Origin of the sequence: Pelagovum pacificum, assembly GCF_016134045.1 — a bacterium.
In the GTDB taxonomy this organism is placed as follows: domain Bacteria; phylum Pseudomonadota; class Alphaproteobacteria; order Rhodobacterales; family Rhodobacteraceae; genus Oceanicola; species Oceanicola pacificus_A.
In genome coordinates this window covers 12,450-30,492 of the sequence record NZ_CP065915.1, presented here as the reverse complement: position 1 = coordinate 30,492, position 18,043 = coordinate 12,450, and the positions used below count along the sequence as shown (strand labels likewise).

The 18,043-nt window shown below is 66.4% G+C and carries 20 protein-coding genes; 9 read left to right on the top strand and 11 right to left on the bottom strand.

The features are described 5' to 3' along the window. Positions 1–2: 2 nt before the first annotated feature. From I8N54_RS00155 to I8N54_RS00140, 4 genes are all read left to right on the top strand, one after another. The gene (locus tag I8N54_RS00155) at positions 3–986 is read left to right on the top strand and encodes a DNA topoisomerase IB (RefSeq protein ID WP_140194588.1); all 984 of its coding nucleotides are present in this window, start codon (positions 3–5) and stop codon (positions 984–986) included. A gap of 2 nt (positions 987–988) precedes the next feature. Further along, positions 989–1,399 carry a DUF1810 domain-containing protein gene (locus I8N54_RS00150; RefSeq protein ID WP_140194590.1) on the top strand — a complete coding sequence of 137 codons (411 nt, stop codon included), beginning with the start codon at positions 989–991 and terminating at the stop codon, positions 1,397–1,399. 80 nt (positions 1,400–1,479) lie between these two features. Beyond that, a complete protein-coding gene (locus I8N54_RS00145; RefSeq protein WP_140194593.1) occupies positions 1,480–2,319 on the top strand; it encodes an SDR family oxidoreductase in 840 nt (279 codons plus the stop codon). A gap of 37 nt (positions 2,320–2,356) precedes the next feature. Beyond that, positions 2,357–3,121 (top strand): ion transporter, encoded by a 765-nt coding sequence (locus tag I8N54_RS00140; protein WP_140194595.1) that lies wholly within the window; start codon positions 2,357–2,359, stop codon positions 3,119–3,121. A 41-nt stretch (positions 3,122–3,162) separates the two neighbouring features. On the opposite strand, the gene dxs is transcribed toward I8N54_RS00140, so the two are convergent. Genes dxs through I8N54_RS00110 form a run of 6 tightly spaced genes read right to left on the bottom strand, consistent with a single transcriptional unit; the run spans position 3,163 to position 8,392 of the window. Beyond that, complete coding sequence (gene dxs, locus I8N54_RS00135; protein WP_140194597.1) at positions 3,163–5,076, bottom strand: 1-deoxy-D-xylulose-5-phosphate synthase; 1,914 nt, start codon at positions 5,074–5,076, stop codon at positions 3,163–3,165. A gap of 40 nt (positions 5,077–5,116) precedes the next feature. Next, positions 5,117–5,980, bottom strand: a complete 864-nt coding sequence (locus tag I8N54_RS00130; RefSeq protein WP_140194599.1) for a polyprenyl synthetase family protein — start codon at positions 5,978–5,980, stop codon at positions 5,117–5,119. Next, the gene (locus tag I8N54_RS00125) at positions 5,970–6,212 is read right to left on the bottom strand and encodes an exodeoxyribonuclease VII small subunit (protein WP_140194600.1); all 243 of its coding nucleotides are present in this window, start codon (positions 6,210–6,212) and stop codon (positions 5,970–5,972) included. The genes I8N54_RS00130 and I8N54_RS00125 overlap by 11 nt, the downstream gene beginning before the upstream one ends. Beyond that, complete coding sequence (locus I8N54_RS00120; protein WP_140194602.1) at positions 6,209–7,135, bottom strand: histone deacetylase family protein; 927 nt, start codon at positions 7,133–7,135, stop codon at positions 6,209–6,211. The genes I8N54_RS00125 and I8N54_RS00120 overlap by 4 nt, the downstream gene beginning before the upstream one ends. Positions 7,136–7,185: 50 nt before the next feature. Further along, positions 7,186–7,881, bottom strand: coding sequence for a response regulator (locus I8N54_RS00115; protein ID WP_140194604.1), 696 nt, complete (start codon positions 7,879–7,881; stop codon positions 7,186–7,188). Between the two features lie 4 nt (positions 7,882–7,885). After that, entirely contained in the window at positions 7,886–8,392 is a 507-nt protein-coding gene (locus I8N54_RS00110; protein WP_140194606.1) for a MarR family winged helix-turn-helix transcriptional regulator, read from the bottom strand. Between the two features lie 153 nt (positions 8,393–8,545). On the opposite strand from I8N54_RS00110, the gene I8N54_RS00105 reads away from it, so the two are divergent. Further along, entirely contained in the window at positions 8,546–9,415 is an 870-nt protein-coding gene (locus I8N54_RS00105; RefSeq protein ID WP_140194608.1) for a branched-chain amino acid aminotransferase, read from the top strand. 396 nt (positions 9,416–9,811) lie between these two features. On the opposite strand, the gene I8N54_RS00100 is transcribed toward I8N54_RS00105, so the two are convergent. Next, the gene (locus I8N54_RS00100) at positions 9,812–11,068 is read right to left on the bottom strand and encodes a PAS domain-containing protein (RefSeq protein WP_140194610.1); all 1,257 of its coding nucleotides are present in this window, start codon (positions 11,066–11,068) and stop codon (positions 9,812–9,814) included. Positions 11,069–11,168: 100 nt separating this feature from the next. Between I8N54_RS00100 and I8N54_RS00095 the strand changes: the two genes are divergently transcribed. Next, positions 11,169–11,936: an SDR family oxidoreductase gene (locus I8N54_RS00095; RefSeq protein WP_140194612.1), complete on the top strand. Its 768-nt coding sequence runs from the start codon at positions 11,169–11,171 to the stop codon at positions 11,934–11,936. Here I8N54_RS00095 and I8N54_RS00090 read toward each other — a convergent pair. Next, on the bottom strand, positions 11,933–12,118 hold the full coding sequence (locus I8N54_RS00090; RefSeq protein WP_140194615.1) for a hypothetical protein: 186 nt from the start codon (positions 12,116–12,118) through the stop codon (positions 11,933–11,935). The genes I8N54_RS00095 and I8N54_RS00090 overlap by 4 nt on opposite strands. A gap of 93 nt (positions 12,119–12,211) precedes the next feature. Between I8N54_RS00090 and trhO the strand changes: the two genes are divergently transcribed. Beyond that, complete coding sequence (gene trhO, locus I8N54_RS00085; RefSeq protein ID WP_140194617.1) at positions 12,212–13,126, top strand: oxygen-dependent tRNA uridine(34) hydroxylase TrhO; 915 nt, start codon at positions 12,212–12,214, stop codon at positions 13,124–13,126. Here the strand turns inward: trhO and I8N54_RS00080 are convergent. Beyond that, positions 13,111–13,584 (bottom strand): cytochrome b, encoded by a 474-nt coding sequence (locus I8N54_RS00080; RefSeq protein WP_140194619.1) that lies wholly within the window; start codon positions 13,582–13,584, stop codon positions 13,111–13,113. The two genes, trhO and I8N54_RS00080, sit on opposite strands and share 16 nt — an antisense overlap. Positions 13,585–13,710: 126 nt before the next feature. On the opposite strand from I8N54_RS00080, the gene I8N54_RS00075 reads away from it, so the two are divergent. Together I8N54_RS00075 and I8N54_RS00070 are read left to right on the top strand one after the other, a co-directional pair. After that, on the top strand, positions 13,711–15,156 hold the full coding sequence (locus I8N54_RS00075; protein ID WP_140194621.1) for a M81 family metallopeptidase: 1,446 nt from the start codon (positions 13,711–13,713) through the stop codon (positions 15,154–15,156). Further along, positions 15,153–16,205, top strand: a complete 1,053-nt coding sequence (locus tag I8N54_RS00070) for a D-TA family PLP-dependent enzyme (RefSeq protein ID WP_140194623.1) — start codon at positions 15,153–15,155, stop codon at positions 16,203–16,205. The genes I8N54_RS00075 and I8N54_RS00070 overlap by 4 nt, the downstream gene beginning before the upstream one ends. A gap of 1 nt (position 16,206) precedes the next feature. Here I8N54_RS00070 and I8N54_RS00065 read toward each other — a convergent pair whose 3' ends face one another. Beyond that, entirely contained in the window at positions 16,207–16,971 is a 765-nt protein-coding gene (locus I8N54_RS00065; protein ID WP_140194625.1) for an aldolase/citrate lyase family protein, read from the bottom strand. Positions 16,972–17,043: 72 nt separating this feature from the next. Beyond that, positions 17,044–18,042 (bottom strand): hydroxyectoine utilization dehydratase EutB, encoded by a 999-nt coding sequence (gene eutB / locus I8N54_RS00060; RefSeq protein WP_140194627.1) that lies wholly within the window; start codon positions 18,040–18,042, stop codon positions 17,044–17,046. Position 18,043 lies beyond the last annotated feature (1 nt).

Sequence of the window (18,043 nt, the reverse complement as noted above, 5' to 3'; positions counted from 1 at the left end):
CCATGACACCGCGTCCCGCCCTCATCTACTACCCTGATGATCGTCCCGGCATTCGTCGCCATCGTAAAGGCCGGGGCTTCACCTACATCGCGCCGGACGGCACCCGCATCGATCAGGAGGCGGAGCGCAACCGGATCAAGGCGCTTGCCGTGCCGCCGGCGTACGAGCGTGTCTGGATTTCGCCGCGCGCCAATGGGCACCTGCAAGCCACCGGCCTCGACGCGCGGTCGCGCAAGCAATACCGCTATCATCCCGACTGGCGGGCATGGCGGGAGGCGACGAAGTTCGAAAGCCTCGCGGCGTTCGGAGAGGCGCTGCCTGCGATCCGGCGACGCGTTCGCACCGACCTCGCTGGCGAAGTGGGGGACCGGGACTACGCGATCGCCGCCGTCATCGCGATGATCGACCGGCTGTCGCTCCGGATCGGCGCGCCCGACTCGGCGCGGGAGAACAAGACCTACGGTGCGACCACGCTGAAGAACCGTCATATCGAGCTCGACGATGGCACCTTGCACCTGAAGTACCGTGCGAAGGGCGGGCAGCTTGTCGATCGCCGTCTTCGCGACGCGCGGCTGATGAAAGTGCTCGGCAAACTGCACGATCTGCCCGGCGCCACGCTGGCGAGCTGGGTCGGCCCTGACGGTACGGCGCACGAAGTGAGTTCCGAGGCCGTCAACGCGCGGCTGGCGGAGATCACCGGGACGGAGGGCTTCACCGCCAAGACCTTCCGGACATGGGCCGGTTCGGAAGCGGCCCTGATCGTCGCGCTCAAGGAAGGTCCACTGACGATCCGGGCCATGTCGGAGGCGGCGGCCGAGCGGCTGCACAACACGCCGACCATCGCCCGCAACAGCTACATCCACCCCGAGGTGATCGCGCTGGCCGAGGCCGAGGACAAGGAGCGGCTGCGCCTGTCCCGAAAACTGCCCGAGCGGGCAGAGCTAAGGCAGGCAGAGCGCGCGTTGCTTTGCCTGCTGTCGGTGTGACCATGCCCGGCCTCTCCCGCTTTCTCTCCGCGCAACAGGACACGTATGAGACCGCGCGGGCGGAAATCATCGCTGGACGGAAGCGCAGCCACTGGATGTGGTTCATCTATCCGCAACTCCGCGGCCTCGGCCGATCGGAAACCGGTCGATTCTACGGAATCGAGGACCGGGACGAGGCAGTCGATTATTTCGCCCATCCGATGCTCGGTCCGCGACTGGTCGAAATGGCGACCGTGATCCTGCCGCATGAGGGAACACCGGCCGCGACGATCTTCGGACAGGTCGACGCGCTGAAGCTGCGGAGCTCGATGACCCTGTTCGACGCGCTTCCCGGCACGCCGGAGGTCTTCGGCGAGGTGCTGGAGGCGTTCTACGACGGTGACCGCTGCGACCGCACGCTCGCGATGCTCTGACCCGGAAACATGCCATTGCGCAGCGCGGCTTCCGGAACGACACCTTGCCAGGCGCGGGGTTCCGCGCCATCTCGACCGGGATGACACGAACTCTGCTCTCCATCGGCCACGGCTATTCCGCATCCGCTCTCGCCCGCCTCCTGATCCCGGAGGGTTGGCACATCGTCGGAACGACCCGCTCGGAAGAGAAAGCTGCGCGCCTCGAAGCCGAGGGCGTGACGCCGCTGATCTGGCCCGGCACTGACCTGTCGTCCTATCTGGCAGAGGCCAGTCACCTCCTGTTGTCGGCCGCGCCGGACGAGAACGGCGATCCGCTGCTCAGGGACCATGACCTGTCGCCCTACCGGTTCGACTGGGTCGGATACCTGTCGACGACCGGCGTCTACGGCGACCACGGCGGCAATTGGATCGACGAGGAGACGCCCCTGACCCCTTCGACCCGCCGGGGGCGCCTGCGGGTTCTGGCGGAGACACAGTGGCGCGACACCGGGCTGCCAGTGCACTTCTTCCGGCTTGCCGGCATCTATGGGCCGGGGCGCGGACCCTTTTCAAAGGTGAGGAAAGGCACGGCGCGCCGGATCGTGAAGCCGGGACAGGTCTTCTCCCGCATCCATGTCGAGGATATCGCCCGCACCGTCGCGGCCTCCATCGCCCAGCCCAACCCCGGCGCGGCCTACAACGTCTGCGATGACGACCCGGCCCCACCGCAGGACGTGATCGCCTACGCGGCAGAGCTGCTCGGGATGCCCCTGCCGCCCGAAGAACCGTTCGAGACGGCGGACATGACGCCGATGGCGCGCTCCTTCTACGCAGAAAGCAAGAAGGTGCGAAACGACCGCATCAAGCGCGAGCTCGGCGTGTCGCTGCTCTACCCCGACTACCGGACTGGTCTGCGCGCCCTCCTTGAAGCCGAGCACTGACCTCTCCAGATAACGGGAAACACAGCAGGGGACCCCCATGACATCACGCGCGCGACTGGCCGCCTTTCTCGACCAGCCGAAGGTACGGACTGCCATCCTGTGGGTCATTCTTTTCAACGCCGTCATCCTCGGGATCGAAACCTCGTCCGAGGCGATGGAGGTCGCGGGTCCGTTGATCCTGACGCTGGACCGGATCTGCCTCGCCATCTTCACGCTGGAAATCGCGGCGAAGCTCTATGCGCACGGCGGACGCTTCTTCCGGGACGGCTGGAACATCTTCGACTTCGTGATCGTCGGCATCTCGCTGATCCCGGCGACACAGGGCCTTTCGGTGCTGCGGGCCCTGCGCATCCTGCGGGTGTTGCGGGTCATGTCCACCGCACCGCGCCTGCGGCGCGTGGTCGAGGGCTTCGTGACCGCCCTGCCGGGCATGGGCAGCGTCTTCCTGCTGATGGGGATCATCTTCTACATCGGCGCGGTCATGGCGACGAAATTGTTCGGCGCGGCCTTCCCCGAGTGGTTCGGCTCGCTTGGCAAGTCGGCCTATTCGCTGTTCCAGGTAATGACGCTGGAGAGCTGGTCGATGGGCATCGTGCGCCCTGTGATGGAGGTTTACCCCCACGCCTGGGCATTCTTCGTGCCGTTCATCCTGCTGACGACCTTCGCGGTGGTGAACCTGCTGGTCGGCCTGATCGTGAACTCGATGCAGGACGCCCATTCCGAAGAGGACAACCTGCGCACCGACACCTACCGGGACGAGGTCCTGTCCCGTCTGGAAGCGATCGAGAAGCGACTACCGTAGGGTGCGCGCCAGATGCGCACCCATCGTCCGCACCTTCCGTGTCACGCCCGCTTCGACATCATTTCCACACCCAGCGCCGCGAGCACCTTCGCCTCGATCTGCTCGGCGTTCAGGCCCGCGACGTCATACATGTCGCGCGGGCTGGCCTGGTCGATGAAGATGTCAGGCAGCACCATGGAGCGGTAGGCGAGCCCCCGGTCGAACACGCCTTCGTCCGCCAGAAGCTGCGCCACGTGGCTGCCGAAGCCGCCGACCGCGCCCTCTTCCAGCGTGATGAGCGCCTCGTGGTCGCGGGCCAGTGACAGGATCATCTCCCGGTCGAGCGGTTTGGCGAAGCGCGCATCGGCCAGCGTCGGGGTGATCCCACGCTGCGCGAGCTTCTCGCAGGCGACTTCGGCTTCCTGAAGGCGGGTGCCGAAGGACAGCAGCGCAACGCGGCTCCCCTCTCGCACGATGCGGCCCTTGCCGATTTCCAGCGGTTTCGCGTCGACCGGCATCTCGACCCCGACCCCCTCACCGCGCGGAAAGCGGAAGGCGATCGGGCCCTCGTCGTGCGCGGCGGCGGTGGCAACCATGCGCACCAGCTCCGCCTCGTCCGCGGCGGCCATCACGGTGAACCCGGGCAGATTGGACAGGAATGCCACGTCGAACGCGCCCGCGTGCGTCGCACCGTCGGCCCCGACCAGACCGGCGCGGTCGATTGCGAAGCGCACCGGAAGCCGCTGGATCGCGACGTCATGCACGATCTGATCGTAGCCGCGCTGCAGGAAGGTCGAGTAGATCGCCGCGAACGGCTTCATCCCACCGGCGGCGAGGCCGGCGGCAAAGGTCACGGCGTGCTGCTCGGCGATGCCGACGTCGAAACAGCGCGAGGCGAACCGGTCCATGAAGCTCTTCAGGCCGGTGCCGTCCGGCATCGCGGCGGTGACGGCGACGATCTTGCTGTCCTTCTCCGCTTCGGCGGTCAGGGCCTTTGCGAAGACCGAGGTATAGGATGGCGCATTGCTTTTCGCCTTCTTCTGCTCCCCGGTCACCACGTCGAATTTGCCGACCCCGTGCCCCTTGTCGGCGGCACCCTCGGCCGGGGCGTAGCCCTTACCCTTCTTCGTGATCGCGTGGATCACGATCGGCCCGTCGGCGCGCGCCTTCACGGTGCGCAGCACGGCAAGCACCTGGTCGAGGTCATGGCCGTCGATCGGGCCGAGGTAGGAAATCCCCAGTTCTTCGAACAGCGTGCCACCGACGGCGAGGTGCTTGAGCATGTCCTTCGCCCGCTTCGCGCCCTCCTGGAACGGCGGCGGCAGGAAGCTGACCGCGCCCTTGGCTGCGGCCTTCAATTCCTGGAAGGGCGCGCCGGCATAGAGGCGCGACAGGTAGGATGACATGGCCCCGACCGGCGGGGCGATGGACATCTCGTTGTCGTTGAGGATGATGATGAGCCGCTTGCCCATGTGGCCGGCGTTGTTCATCGCCTCGTAGGCCATCCCGGCCGACAGCGCCCCGTCACCGATCACGGCGATTGCGTCGCCCGGATCACCGCCGAGGTCCCGTGCCGTGGCAAAGCCGAGGCCCGCGGAGATCGAGGTCGAGGAGTGCGCGGCCCCGAACGGATCGTATTCCGACTCGGACCGCTTGCAGAACCCCGAGAGCCCGTCCTTCTGGCGCAGGGTGCGGATACGGTCGCGACGACCGGTCAGGATCTTGTGCGGATAGGACTGGTGGCTCACGTCCCAGATCAGCTTGTCCCGGGGCGTGTCGAACACCGCGTGGATGCCGACCGTGAGTTCGACCACGCCAAGGCCGGCACCGAGGTGACCGCCCGTCTCGCTTACGGCAGAGATCGTCTCGGCCCGCAGTTCGTCCGCGACCCGATGCAGATCGGCGTCGGACAGGCGGCGCAGGTCGGCGGGCAGATGGACCTTGTCGAGGGTCGGAGTTTCCGGGCGTGTGTTCATGGTGCCTTGAAATGTAGCATAATCGATTGGTGCGGAAAGGTCAGGATCGCCGCGTCACGGTAAAGCGCGCGAGGTCGCGGAGCGTATCTGCCTCCGGGCCATAGCCGTCAAGGGCAGCGACCGCCGCGTCGGCAAGGGCTTGCGCCCGGTCTCTCGCACCGTCGACACCCAGCAGCGACACGAACGTGGCCTTCCCGGCGGCGGCGTCCTTGCCGACCGCCTTGCCGACTTCCGCCGCGTCCCCCGTCGCATCGAGCACGTCGTCCGCGATCTGGAACGCGAGACCCAGCGCCTGCCCGTAGGCGTCGAACGGCGCGGCGTCGGCACCGGCGATCAGCGCCCCGGCGGTAGCCGACCATCTGATCAGCTTGCCGGTCTTGAGCGCCTGCAACGCCTCGATTTCGTCGAGCGTCAGCGGCGTTTCCGCCTCTTCCGCCGCGATGTCGAGCGCCTGCCCCCCGACCATGCCACGCGCGGCCTCGGCCAGCGAGCGGGTGAGCGTGACCTTCGTCGCGTCGTCGCAGCCCGCGTCGAGGACCAGCTCGAACGCCAGGGATTGCAACGCATCACCGGCGAGAACCGCCGTCGCCTCGTCCCACTTGCGGTGCAGCGTGGGGCGCCCCCGGCGCAGATCGTCGTCGTCCATGCAGGGCAGGTCGTCGTGGACCAGTGAATAGGCGTGGATACATTCGATCGCCGCCGCCGCGGGACCCGACGCCCCTGCCCCGGTCCCGCACAGCCGCGCGCCCTCGATCACGAGGAACGCCCGCATCCCCTTGCCGCCGTCCAGTGCGTAGCGCATCGCGGCGTCGATCGGCTCGGGACCGAAATCGGGTCGTCCGGCGATCACCCCGGCCACGACCTCTCGGGCCGAGGCGAGGCCCGCGTCGATGTCAGCCGGCATCGAGAGGCTCGGTGCCTTTCGGGCGGCCGTCGGCGTCGAGCGTCAGCTTGGCCACCTTCTCTTCGGCTTCCTTCAGCTTTTCCGAGCAGCGCGCCTTCAGGGCCGCGCCGCGCTCGTACAAAGAGATCGACTCCTCGAGCGGCACGTCACCATGCTCCAGCCGCGACACGACGGCTTCGAGCTCTTTCATCGCCTCTTCGAAGGTCATCTCCTCGACGGGTTTGTCACTCATTCGCCTCGCTCCATCAGCGTTTTAACGTGGGCCCTCGCGCTGCGGCCAAGGGCGAACAGATCGTAACCGCCCTCGAGGGCAGAGACCACCTTGCCGCCCGCACAGGCGTCGGCAATGTCACATATCCGGTGCGTGACCCATGCGAAATCCTCTTCCCACAACCTCATACCGGCGAGCGGGTCACGAGCGTGTGCATCGAACCCTGCCGAGATCAGCAGAAGTTCCGGAGCGAAGGCCTCGATCCGGGGGAGGACATGTTCTTCGATCGCCGCCCGGAACGGGACGGAGCCGGTGCCGTTCGGCAGCGGCACGTTCACCACGTTGTCATGCGCACCCGTTTCGTCCGCCGCGCCCGTGCCGGGATAAAGCGGCGACTGATGGGTCGAGCAGAACAGGATGCGCGGGTCGTCCTCGACCAGATCCTGCGTACCGTTGCCGTGGTGAACATCGAAGTCGATGATCGCGACCCGCTTCAGCCCGTGATGGTCGAGCGCGTGCTTCGCCGCGACCGCGACGGAGCCGAACAGGCAGAAGCCCATCGCCGTCTCCCGCTCGGCATGGTGGCCGGGTGGACGGACGGCGGCAAAGGCGTTTGCCACCTCGCCTGCCATGACCATGTCGACGCCCTTGACCACTGCCCCCGCCGCGCGAAAGGCCGCGGCGAGAGAGCCCGGCGTGACATGCGTATCAGCGTCGAGCGACACGAGCCCGCTTTCGGGGATCGCCTCGCGGATGGCGTCGACATGCGACTTGGGATGAACGCGCAGGAGGTCATCCTCGGCGACAAGCGGGGCGCCGACCCGGACAAGATCGAACTCCTCCAGCTCGTTCAGCACCGCGTCGATGCGGGCGACCTGCTCGGGGTGGCCGGGCGGTGTGATGTGGTTGAGGCAGTCGGGGTGTGTGATGAGAGCCGTGGACATGGGGCGGAGGGAACGGCAATCGCCGTCCGGGTGCAAGCGCGTTCGGGACGTCAGTCCGGCGCGAGCATGTATCCCGCACCACGCACCGTCTGAAGGTAGCGCGGCTGTTTCGGGTCATTCTCGAGCTTGCGGCGCAGGCGGGTGATCTGCACATCGACCGCACGTTCCTGTGCCTGCCCGCCTGACCGGCCCAGTTCCTCCACAAGTGTCGTGCGGCTCAGCGGCTCGCCCGGACGACCCGAGAAGATGCGCATCAGCTGGTTCTCGGTCGCGGTCAGCCGGACGAGGTCCTCGCCGCGCCACATCTCTCCCCGCTCGATGTCGTACCGGCAGGGGCCGAGCTGGAGCACCTTCGGCAGGACCACCGCTGGCTCCGCCGCCGGCACCCGGCGCAGGATCGCGTTGATACGCAGCAACAGCTCCTTCGGCTCGAACGGCTTGCCGAGGTAATCGTCCGCCCCGGCCTCGAGCCCCGCGATCCGGTCGCCCGTCTCGCCCTTGGCCGTCAGCAGCAGGATCGGCGTGACGATCCTGGTGCGCAAATCGCGGCAGAGGCTGACGCCATCCTCGCCCGGCATCATGACGTCGAGCACGATCAGGTCGAACTCCAGCCCCGCCAGCAGGCGGCGGGCATGGGCGGCGTCACGGGCCGAGCTGACGAGAAATCCATTGCGGGCCAGGAACTTCTGCAGAAGTCCCCGGATCCGTTCGTCGTCATCCACTATCAGGATATGCGCGTCGTCCAACGGCTCATCCTCCCCGATCCCTCAGTGCCTCGTAGTAGGGACGCACGTCATCGTCCATCATCGCTTCGAGCACCTGCCGAAAGCCCGCGACCGCGGCCGGTCCCGCGGCACGGTAGGCGCTGCGCATACGCTCGCGCTGCGCGTTGGACAATTGCTGTTCCAGCGCGCGGCCCTCGGGCGTGAGTTGCAGATGACGTTCCCTCCGGTCCCTGTCCCCGACCTTGCTCTGGACCAGACCGTCCTCGACCAGCGACCGCAACACACGATTGAGAGACTGCTTCGTAACACCGAGGATGGACAACAGGTTATTCACCGTCGTGCCCGGCGAACGATGGATGAAATGCAATGCCCGGTGGTGCGCCCGGCCCATCCCCAGCTCCGCAAGGATGCGGTCGGGATCGGCGGTGAAGCCCCGGTAGGCGAAGAACATGGCCTCGATACCCTTGCGCAGCTGCTCGTCAGTGAGGAACAGCAGGCTCTCTCCTTCGCGCGCCGGATCGGTGGTCGACATGTCGTCTCCGCTTTGGTCAATTTTGTCGCGACAATACGTCAGCCTTGTTGACATTCCAAGGGGGCACTGGTAGCGAGTCGTCGATTTCACGCAACTTTATGTCCGAACCGGACCTAAGCGCGAAACAAACGCAAACTTCCGCAGGAGGAAATGATGGCGGGCGGGTACGACGATCGCGACGGCAAGATCTGGATGGATGGCGAGCTGATCGACTGGCGTGCGGCGAATGTGCACATTCTGACCCACGCCCTGCACTATGCGAGCTCCGTGTTCGAGGGGGAGCGCGCTTACAACGGCGTGATCTTCAAGGGCCGTGAGCATTCCGAGCGACTGCGCACCTCGGCACAGCTTCTGGACTTCGAAATCCCCTGGACCGTCGATGAAATCGACGCCGCCAAGCAGCAGGTTCTGCAGGCGAACGGCCTGACCGACGCCTACGTCCGTGCCGTCGCGTGGCGCGGTGTGGGCGAGGACATGGGCGTCGCCTCACGCAAGAACCCGGTCCGCATGGCCGTCGCGGCGTGGGAATGGGGCGCCTACTACGGCGACGCGAAGATGAAGGGCGCCAAGCTCGACATCGCGCGCTGGAAGCGCCCCTCGCCCGAAACCGCACCGAGCCAGGCGAAGGCGGCGGGTCTCTACATGATCTGCACCATGTCCAAGCACGAGGCCGAGGCGAAGGGCTGTTCCGACGCGATGATGTTCGATTATCGCGGCTACGTGGCCGAGGCGACGGGCGCGAACATCTTCTTCGTGAAGGACGGCGAGGTTCACACCCCGAAGCCCGACTGCTTCCTGAACGGCCTGACCCGCCAGACGGTCATCGGCATGCTGCAGGAGCGCCAGGTCAAAGTCGTCGAGCGCCACATCGAACCCTCCGAACTGGAGAGCTTCGAGCAATGCTGGCTGACCGGCACCGCCGCGGAAGTGACCCCCGTCGGCAAGATCGGCGACTACAACTTCGAAGTCGGCGCGCTCGCGAAGGACATGGTCACTTCTTACGAGGCACTGGTCCGCGCCTGATCCATTGGTCGAACGCCAAGGTCTGTAACGCCGTCCGCACTGAGCGGGCGGCGTTTTGCTTTTCGACGTGACGCGGTGAGCCGACGCCGTCTCTTGTCGCTTGATGACCTCAACGCGCGACCTAACCCGGGGCGCGATGAGCCGAGAAGGCAGCGATCTTCAGTGGCGTGACGTGGTGAGCGGAGTTTTCTGATAGTGTGGCGAGCTGAGCGAGCAATGCTCTGCCATCCGCCCCGCGACCTCTGCCATCCCGCGTTGCAACACCCCGGGTCAAGGACCGCAGGATAACCCAAACCTTCCGCCACGCACATCGACGCCTTCAAAGAGACCTACAAAGTCAGGTGCCATACACACCGGCTGCCACACACTGTCCCGGTTCACAGCCGAGGCGAAACGTCAGACCCGCCCCATCCCGGCGCGCAGCATTGAGGTGTTCGCCTGCACCAGGTGGTTGAGTTCCGTGATCCGCGCCAGCCGCTCCTCGATACCGTCCTGGCTCGAGTCGAGCTGATCGACGATGCCGACAAGCGTTTCGCCCGACTTGGACAACGTCGCGCTCTCGATCTTGCACATCATGCGCGTCGAGCTCAGGCCGGTGATGTGCCGCTTCATGTCGAGAACGCTGCGCGACAGTCGTCCGGCTTCTAGCTCGATCTGTTTCAGCTCCGCCGCGCCCTGCTCCGCGTAGTGCCGCTTGAGCGCTTCGAGGGTCGCGACCTCTAGCTCCGGATCGACCGCGTCGTTCCGGTTTTCCTCATTCCGGTAGATCGCGGCCATCTCATCGGTGAGCTGGCTGACGCCATGCAGGAACAACCCGTTTAGGATCGCCCCCTGAATGCGGGCGAAGGCACTGTTGTCACCGGTCACGAAATCGCGGACCCATGCGGCCATCTCGTCCGACATGGATCCGTAGTTGACGGAGATCGCACTGATCGGGCCGCCGGCGCTTTCCAGCCGGGAGGCGAGGATGCGCATGTTGAGAGGGATCGTGCGGATCGCCTCGAACGCCCGCATCATGCCTTCCGATTCCGTCTCGACCTCGCGGATAGCGTCGGACATCGCCATGAACCGTTGCAGGCGATGATCCACCAGGCGGTCGGTCGCGGCATTGCGCGCTTCGGATTCGAGCCCGATGGCACGGGCCTGAAACGCATCGTATCGGGAAAACCCGGCGTCACGCAGCAGGTCCAGCAGACGTTCGGAGGATTGCTCGGGGGTCGCACCCGCGTTCTCTTCTTCCAGCATGGTCGCGTAGATCTGTTCGATCTTAGGCCGCAGCAGGTTGGAAGGTTTCAGCCGGATGGACAGGTATCCCCCCTCGATCGGGGAGACGAGCGCATAGACCCAGTAGTGCCGGCCGTCCTTGCAGAGGTTCTTCACGTAGGCGCCTGTCGGCAGATTGCGCTTCAGCCGAGCCCACAGGAGGTGGAAGACGCCCTTCGGCATGTCTGGATGCCGGACGATCCTGTGCGGCGCGTCGATGAGTTCTTCGAAGGGATAGCCGGACACCCGTTGAAAGACCTCGTTGCCACCCTTGATGATCCCGCGCCCGTCGGTGCGAGAGAAGAACAGTTCCTCTATCGCGAACGGAACCTCACCGGCGGCGAGCCTCGAGTGGCTGGCGAAATCACCAGGAGAAACCGGCACCGTCATATCATCCGTTCCCTTGCGAGGTATCCTGGGTGTTTCTGCCCTCAGGGTCTTTCGAAATGATGAACACGAGGCCATGATTAGCGTCCGGGAGGACAGCTTCATGACCAATTCGATCTTTTCCCTCGAAGGGCGCACGGCGCTCGTCACGGGGTCATCGCAGGGAATCGGGCTGTCGCTCGCCACCGGACTGGCGGAGGCCGGGGCCAAGGTGATCCTGAACGGACGGGATTCGGAGAAGCTGGCGACGACGGCAGAAAGACTTGCGTCAGAAGGGCATTACGTCGCTCAACTGTCGTTCGACGTAACCGATCATGCCGCGGTACGCAGGGCTGTCGATGAGTACGAAGCCGCTGAGGGCCCGATCGACATTCTGGTCAACAACGCGGGAATGCAGCATCGCGCGCCGCTCGAGGATTTTCCCGAAGACGCGTTCGACAGGCTGATGAGGACCAACGTCACCAGCGTGTTCAACGTCGGGCAGGCCTGCGCGCGGCACATGATCGCGCGGGGGGAGGGCAAGGTGGTAAACATCGCCTCGATTCAGGCGGCACTGGCCCGTCAGACGATTGCGCCCTACACGGCGTCGAAAGGGGCAGTTGCCAATCTGACCAAGGGGATGGCGGCGGACTGGGCGCAGCACAATATTCAGGTGAACGCGATCGCGCCCGGATATTTCGATACGCCTCTGAATGCCGCACTCGTCGCCGATGAAGAGTTTACGGCATGGATCGGGCGCCGCACGCCGGCGGGCCGATGGGGCCAGTTGCCGGAACTGCGCGGCGCCTGCGTCTTCCTCTGTTCCGCCGCCTCGAGCTATGTCAACGGTCAGACGCTGTTCGTCGACGGCGGGATGTCGGTGACGCTTTAGGCGTACTCGCCCCGCTCAATGCGCAGGAATTCCCGCGTGAGGCGCGACGTGTCGGACTTACGAAGCCGACGCTGGAGCATGAGGCTCGCCCGGTCGGGGTGACGGGACGTCTGGATGCGAAGGTACTGGCGCATCCGCTGAGCGGGAGCCTGATGGTGAGACTTGTCTGCGACGTGTTTCATGATTTTTCCTCCGTCTTTCCCTTGTATCACGATCAACGCATCCTCCCCAAACGGGGTTTCGTTCTGATGGTGAACCGATCTAAAGCATCGCGCATGGTCATCGTCGCAGCCCTCTACCGTTTCGCCCCGTTCGCCGATCCAGCAGCGCTGCGGGGGCCATTGCTCGACGCGTGCGAGGCGGCTGGCGTGCGCGGCACGCTGTTGCTGGCAAAGGAAGGCGTGAACGGTACCATCGCCGGCACACGCGAGGGGATCGATGCAGCGATCAGGGCCGTGCGCGCCCTGCCCGGCTGCGATGCGCTCGAGTGGAAGGAAAGCACGGCCGAGGAGATGCCGTTCAACCGGCTCAAGGTCCGGCTGAAGCGCGAGATCGTGACAATGGGCCAGCCGGACGTCGATCCGACCGCCTCGGTCGGGCATTATGTCGATCCCGAGGACTGGAACGCGCTGATCTCGGCCCCGGACGTGGCCGTCATCGACACGCGCAACGACTACGAGGTGGCCATCGGCAGCTTCGAGGGCGCGATCGATCCGGGCACCGCGTCGTTCCGCGACTTCCCCGACTGGTGGCGCCGGAACCGGGAACGGTTCGAGGGCAAGCGCGTCGCGATGTTTTGCACGGGCGGCATCCGCTGCGAGAAATCGACCAATTTCCTGCTGTCCGAGGGCGTGGAGGACGTGTTCCACCTCAAGGGCGGCATCCTGAAGTACCTCGAGACGACGCCGAAGGACGACAGCCTCTGGCACGGCGAATGCTTCGTGTTCGACGGTCGGGTATCGGTCGGGCACGGGTTGAAGGAAGGCCCCCACATCCTGTGCCATGCCTGTCGTCGCCCCCTGTTGCCCGAGGATCGCGCCCGCAACGGGTACGAGGAGGGCGTCTCCTGCCATCACTGCGTGGATGAGACCTCTGCGGCGGACAAGGCCCGGTTCCGGGAGCGACAGCGGCAGATCGCCCTCGCCCGCGCCCGGGGCGAGCGGCACATCGGCGCTCAGTCCGAGGGATAGACCATCCGGTCGAGCACGCGCGTTCCGGTGATGTGCTTGTGGAACACGGCCGCGAAGGCATGGAGCGCGATCACGGCGAGCAGCAGGTTGCCCATGACTTCATGCCCTTCCGCAGGGGCTTCCAGACCGCCGAACCACGCCAACGCACCCGACAGCGGGATCAGCATGAGAAGCGCGTAGAACGCCCAGTGGGTCACATCTGCCGCGATCCTGAAGATGCTCTTGTCGCTTTCCGGGGGCGGCGGCGCGCCACGACGCAACCGGATGGCAAGGCGAACCAGCATGAGAACGAGCACCGTCAGGCCGACCGCGACATGGGCAATGGCGCCGAGTCCGGTCGTGCCGTCCCGCCACGCATGTTCCATGCCGTCGTGGGCGACGAACTGGAACCCGACAAGGACGACCACGGCCCAGTGAAGCGCGATCTGTTGCCGCGAGTAGCCGGACACTTTGGCCATGAGATGCTTCCTCTGATGCGATGTCGGCAGCTTAGCCCATCACGGCCCCGGCGAAAGCCCCTTGCCGTTGCAACCCGGCCCGGCTGCCCATAGCGATAGGCAACTGCCTTTCGAAGGACCCCTGACATGCGCGTCTTCGTCGCCTCCCTCGCCACCGAGACGAACACCTTTTCGCCACTGCGGACCGATTTCACCGACTTCGCGGAGAGCTTCTATGCCCCGCCCGGTGAGCACCCGGAGACGCCGACGCTCTGCTCCGCCGTGTTTCCCGCCCTGCGGCGGCGGGCCGCGGCCGGAGAGATCGACCTGGTCGAGGGCACGGCCACCTGGGCGGAGCCGGGCGGTCTGCTGAACCGCGATACATGGGCCCGACTGCGGGACGAGATCCTCGGTCAACTCGAGGCGGCGCTGCCGGTCGATGCCGTCGTGCTCGGCCTGCACGGCGCGATGCTGGCGGACGGATGCCTCGACCCTGAGGGCGAGCTGATCGCGGCAGCACGCCGGCTGGCGCCGGACGCGAAGATCGGCGTGACCTTCGATCCGCACAGTCACCTTTCACCTCAACGGGTGGAAAACGCGGACATCATCACGGTGTTCAAGGAGTTTCCGCACACCGATTTCGTCGAAACCGGCGAGGCCTGCGTCGACCTTACGCTCGCCGCCGCGCGGGGTGAGATCGCACCGGTCCTGTCGGTCGCAGACCCCCAAATGATCGACATGTTCCCGACCTCGATCCAGCCGATGCGCGGCTTCGTCGACCGGATGAAGGCGCTCGAAGCGGCGGGCGAGGCGCTGTCCGTCTCGATGATCCACGGGTTCATGGCGGGCGACAGCCCGAACCTCGGCGCGAAGATCATCACCATCACCGACGGCAAGGCGGACGAGGGCGCCGCCCTCGCCAAGCGGCTGGCCGAGGAGCTCTGGTCGTTCCGGGGAACCACCCGGCTCGACATGCAGGCGCCGGACGTCGCCCTGTCGAAGGCGGCGACGCACGACACCGGACCGGTCGTTGTCGCAGATGTCTGGGATAACCCGGGCGGCGGCACGTCGGGAGACTCGACGCTGATGCTGCACGAGGCGATCCGGCAGGGTCTCACCTCCATCGCCTTCGGCACGATCTGGGACCCGATGGCGGTGCGCCTGTGCTTCGCCGCCGGCGAAGGGGCAGAGCTCGACCTGCGCTTCGGCGGCAAGACCACCGCGATAGGAGGCGCGCCCGTCGATGCCCGCGTCCGGGTCCTGTGCCTGCAACGGGCGGCGACGCAGAGCTTCGGCACCTCGGTCGTGCCGCTCGGCGATGCGGCGGTGATCGGCTGGGACGGCATCCGGGTCGTGCTCAATTCCAACCGGGCGCAGGCGTTCTCCCCCGACCTCTTCACGAACCTCGGGATCGACGACGCGAAGATCCTCGTGGTGAAGTCGACCAACCATTTTCACGGCGCCTTCGCCCCGGTTGCCAGCGCAATCTACTACGCCGCCGTCGAAGGGCCCTACCCCAGCGACCCGGCGAAGACCGAGTACCGCAACCTGACAAGGCCGCTGTGGCCCATCGTGGAGAATCCGCACGCATGACCCTCGATGACATCGACACGCCCGCCGTCCTCGTCGACCTCGACATCGCGGAGCGCAACATCGCCGCCTACCAGGCCTATTGCGACGAGCATGGCATCGCGCTTCGCCCCCATATCAAGACGCACAAGCTGCCGTTCCTTGCTCGGCAACAGGTCGCCGCGGGGGCGCGGGGGATCACCTGCCAGAAGCTCTCGGAAGCCGAAGTGATGATCGCCGAGGGCGGGATCGACGATGTGCTCATCACCTATCCGATCCTTGGCCCGGCCAAGGTCGCGCGGCTGCGCGCGCTGGCGGAGCGCGTGACGCTCGCCTCCGTCGCCGACAGTATCGCGGTGATCGACGGGCTTGACGCGGGGTTCGAAGGGGCCACCCCGCTGCGGGTCCTCGTGGAGTGTGACACCGGGGCGGAGCGCTGCGGCGTGACGTCGCCCGAAAAGGCGGTCGAGCTTGCCCGCCGCATCGACGCCGCGCCGAACCTCACCTTCGGCGGGATCATGACCTACCCGCCCAAGCGCGACACGGCCGGCACGCAGGAGAAGCTGTCGGCCATCGTCACCGCCATGACCGACGCCGGCCTGCCACCCGAAACGGTGTCGAGCGGCGGCTCCCCCGATATGTGGCGGGCGCACGAAGCTCCGGTTGCGACCGAATACCGGGTCGGCACCTACGTCTATAACGACCGCTCTCTGGTCGAAGCGGGCACCTGCGCCATCGACGATTGCGCCCTCACGGTGCTGGTCACGGTCGTCTCCGTCCCGTCCGCGGATCGCGCCGTGATCGACGCCGGTTCGAAGGTGCTGACGTCGGACCTGCTCGGCCTCGACGGGCACGGGCATGTGCTCGGCCGGCCCGACTTGCGGATCGCGGGACTGTCGGAAGAACACGGCGTGCTGCGCGCCGATACCATCGGGCTGAAGGTCGGCGACCGGCTCCGCATCATCCCGAACCATTGCTGCGTCGTCAGCAACATGATGGACGAAGTGCAGCTTCACCGCTCCGGTACGCCGCTCGTCCCGGCGCCGGTCGTGGCACGCGGAAAGGTGGTCTAGCTCAGTCCGCCCACTCGGCGCGCAGCGACAGGGCTGCCTCGCGCAGCAGGATCATGTCGAGCCCGACGGCGATGAACTGAGCGCCCGCCTCGGCACAATCGCCGAGGAAACTGTTGTCGAGAGTCAGGACCCCCGGTGGCTTTCCCGCCGCCTTGATCCGACGCAGACCGTCGAGCACCGCGGCTTTCACATCGGGATGGGACGCATTACCGACATGGCCCATCGACGCGGCGAGGTCGGCGGGACCGATGAAGATCCCGTCGACGCCCTCGACCTGGGCGATCTCCTCGATCTTGCCGAGTGCTTCGACCGACTCGACCTGCACCAGAAGGCAAATCTCCTCCGCGGCCTTGTCGAGGTAGCCCTTCACCATGCCGAACCGGCTCGACCGCGAGGCACCGGACACACCACGAACGCCCTCGGGCGGATAGCGCACGGCAGCGACGGCGGCACGGGCCTCCTCGGCGTTCTGGACGTAGGGGATCAGCAGCGTCTGCGCCCCCGCATCGAGAAAGCGCTTGATCTCGACCGTGTCGTTCCAGCCCGGCCGGACGCCGCAGGACACCGGATAGGGGGCGGCGGCCTGCATCATCGACAGGACATCCGGCACCTGCGCGGGCGAATGCTCCGTGTCGAGCATCAGCCAGTCGTAACCGCAGGCCGCAAGCATCTCGACCTGGGCGGGGTCGGAGACGGTGACCCACAGGCCGATCTGGCGTTTCCCGGCTTTCAGCGCGGCCTTGAAGGCGTTCTTCGGCATATCCATCGGCAAGTCTCCTCTTCCGGGCGGGAGCAAAGCACGTCCCCGGCAGAGCGTCGAGACGCTTCGGCGCAGGTGTCAGACGGCCGCTGGTCCGCCGACGTCGATGTCACCAAGCGCCACCCGCTCGCCCGCGATAATCCGCGCGTGCTGCGCCATGTCCGCATTGCGCCCCGTAACCAGCACCGCGGCCGGCCCGTCGAGCGAAACCTTCCCGGTCAGCAGTGCGGCGGAGCCGACGACGGACGCGCCCTCCGCCACCAGCCGGTCCTCGAAATAGAGGACGCGGACGGCGTCGTAGATCTCCTGCTCCGTGACCAGCACGGTCTCGTCGAGCAGGTCGCGGCACATCGGCAGCGTCCAGCGGTTGTCCTCCCCGATCCCGCCGCCGAGCGAGTCGGCGAGGCTCGGCACTTCTTCAACGTCGACGGGCGCTCCGGCGCGGATCGAGTGATACATCGCCGGCCCCCGGTCCATCGTCACGCCTATCAGCCGGATGTCCGGCCGGATTGCCTTTGCGGCAAGCGCGACGCCCGCCGCGAGGCCGCCACCGGAGAGCGGGACGAGGATCGCCGACAGGTCCGGTCGCGCTTCCAGCAGCTCCAGCCCGATGGTCCCCTGCCCGGCGATCACCAGCGGATCGTCGAACGGCGGCACCTCGATCAGCCCCTCCTCCGCCACCAGCCGCAGGCACTCCTCCTGCGCTTCGTCCTGGCTCCTGCCATGAATGCGGACCTCTGCACCGAGCGCCCGGATGCCGTCGACCTTGGCCTGATGGACGAGGCTCGACATGCAGATGACGGCGCGGATGCCCCGTTGCTGCGCGGCATAGGCGATGCCCCGACCGTGATTCCCGGTGGAACAGCAGGTCACCCCGGCGACGTCCCCGCCGAGCCCGCCGACCGCATTCAGCGCCCCGCGCAGCTTGAACGCGCCGGTCGGCTGGGCAAGCTCCAGCTTCAGCAGCACCTCCTGCCCGGTCTTCCCCGACAGGGAGGGCGACGGGACGAGCGGCGTGTGATCCGCGATGCCGGCGATCCGTTTCCGCGCGGCCATCACGTCGGCAAGTTTGAGCATC

What these genes read in the sequence shown, in the direction of transcription:
- I8N54_RS00155 (WP_140194588.1), top strand. Translation starts at nt 3, where the DNA reads ATGACACCGCGTCCCGCCCTCATCTACTACCCTGATGATCGTCCCGGC.
- I8N54_RS00150 (WP_140194590.1), top strand. Translation starts at nt 989, where the DNA reads ATGCCCGGCCTCTCCCGCTTTCTCTCCGCGCAACAGGACACGTATGAG.
- I8N54_RS00145 (WP_140194593.1), top strand. Translation starts at nt 1,480, where the DNA reads ATGACACGAACTCTGCTCTCCATCGGCCACGGCTATTCCGCATCCGCT.
- I8N54_RS00140 (WP_140194595.1), top strand. Translation starts at nt 2,357, where the DNA reads ATGACATCACGCGCGCGACTGGCCGCCTTTCTCGACCAGCCGAAGGTA.
- dxs (WP_140194597.1), bottom strand. Translation starts at nt 5,076, where the DNA reads ATGAACACACGCCCGGAAACTCCGACCCTCGACAAGGTCCATCTGCCC.
- I8N54_RS00130 (WP_140194599.1), bottom strand. Translation starts at nt 5,980, where the DNA reads ATGCCGGCTGACATCGACGCGGGCCTCGCCTCGGCCCGAGAGGTCGTG.
- I8N54_RS00125 (WP_140194600.1), bottom strand. Translation starts at nt 6,212, where the DNA reads ATGAGTGACAAACCCGTCGAGGAGATGACCTTCGAAGAGGCGATGAAA.
- I8N54_RS00120 (WP_140194602.1), bottom strand. Translation starts at nt 7,135, where the DNA reads ATGTCCACGGCTCTCATCACACACCCCGACTGCCTCAACCACATCACA.
- I8N54_RS00110 (WP_140194606.1), bottom strand. Translation starts at nt 8,392, where the DNA reads ATGTCGACCACCGATCCGGCGCGCGAAGGAGAGAGCCTGCTGTTCCTC.
- I8N54_RS00105 (WP_140194608.1), top strand. Translation starts at nt 8,546, where the DNA reads ATGGCGGGCGGGTACGACGATCGCGACGGCAAGATCTGGATGGATGGC.
- I8N54_RS00100 (WP_140194610.1), bottom strand. Translation starts at nt 11,068, where the DNA reads ATGACGGTGCCGGTTTCTCCTGGTGATTTCGCCAGCCACTCGAGGCTC.
- I8N54_RS00095 (WP_140194612.1), top strand. Translation starts at nt 11,169, where the DNA reads ATGACCAATTCGATCTTTTCCCTCGAAGGGCGCACGGCGCTCGTCACG.
- I8N54_RS00090 (WP_140194615.1), bottom strand. Translation starts at nt 12,118, where the DNA reads ATGAAACACGTCGCAGACAAGTCTCACCATCAGGCTCCCGCTCAGCGG.
- trhO (WP_140194617.1), top strand. Translation starts at nt 12,212, where the DNA reads ATGGTCATCGTCGCAGCCCTCTACCGTTTCGCCCCGTTCGCCGATCCA.
- I8N54_RS00080 (WP_140194619.1), bottom strand. Translation starts at nt 13,584, where the DNA reads ATGGCCAAAGTGTCCGGCTACTCGCGGCAACAGATCGCGCTTCACTGG.
- I8N54_RS00075 (WP_140194621.1), top strand. Translation starts at nt 13,711, where the DNA reads ATGCGCGTCTTCGTCGCCTCCCTCGCCACCGAGACGAACACCTTTTCG.
- I8N54_RS00070 (WP_140194623.1), top strand. Translation starts at nt 15,153, where the DNA reads ATGACCCTCGATGACATCGACACGCCCGCCGTCCTCGTCGACCTCGAC.
- I8N54_RS00065 (WP_140194625.1), bottom strand. Translation starts at nt 16,971, where the DNA reads ATGGATATGCCGAAGAACGCCTTCAAGGCCGCGCTGAAAGCCGGGAAA.
- eutB (WP_140194627.1), bottom strand. Translation starts at nt 18,042, where the DNA reads ATGCTCAAACTTGCCGACGTGATGGCCGCGCGGAAACGGATCGCCGGC.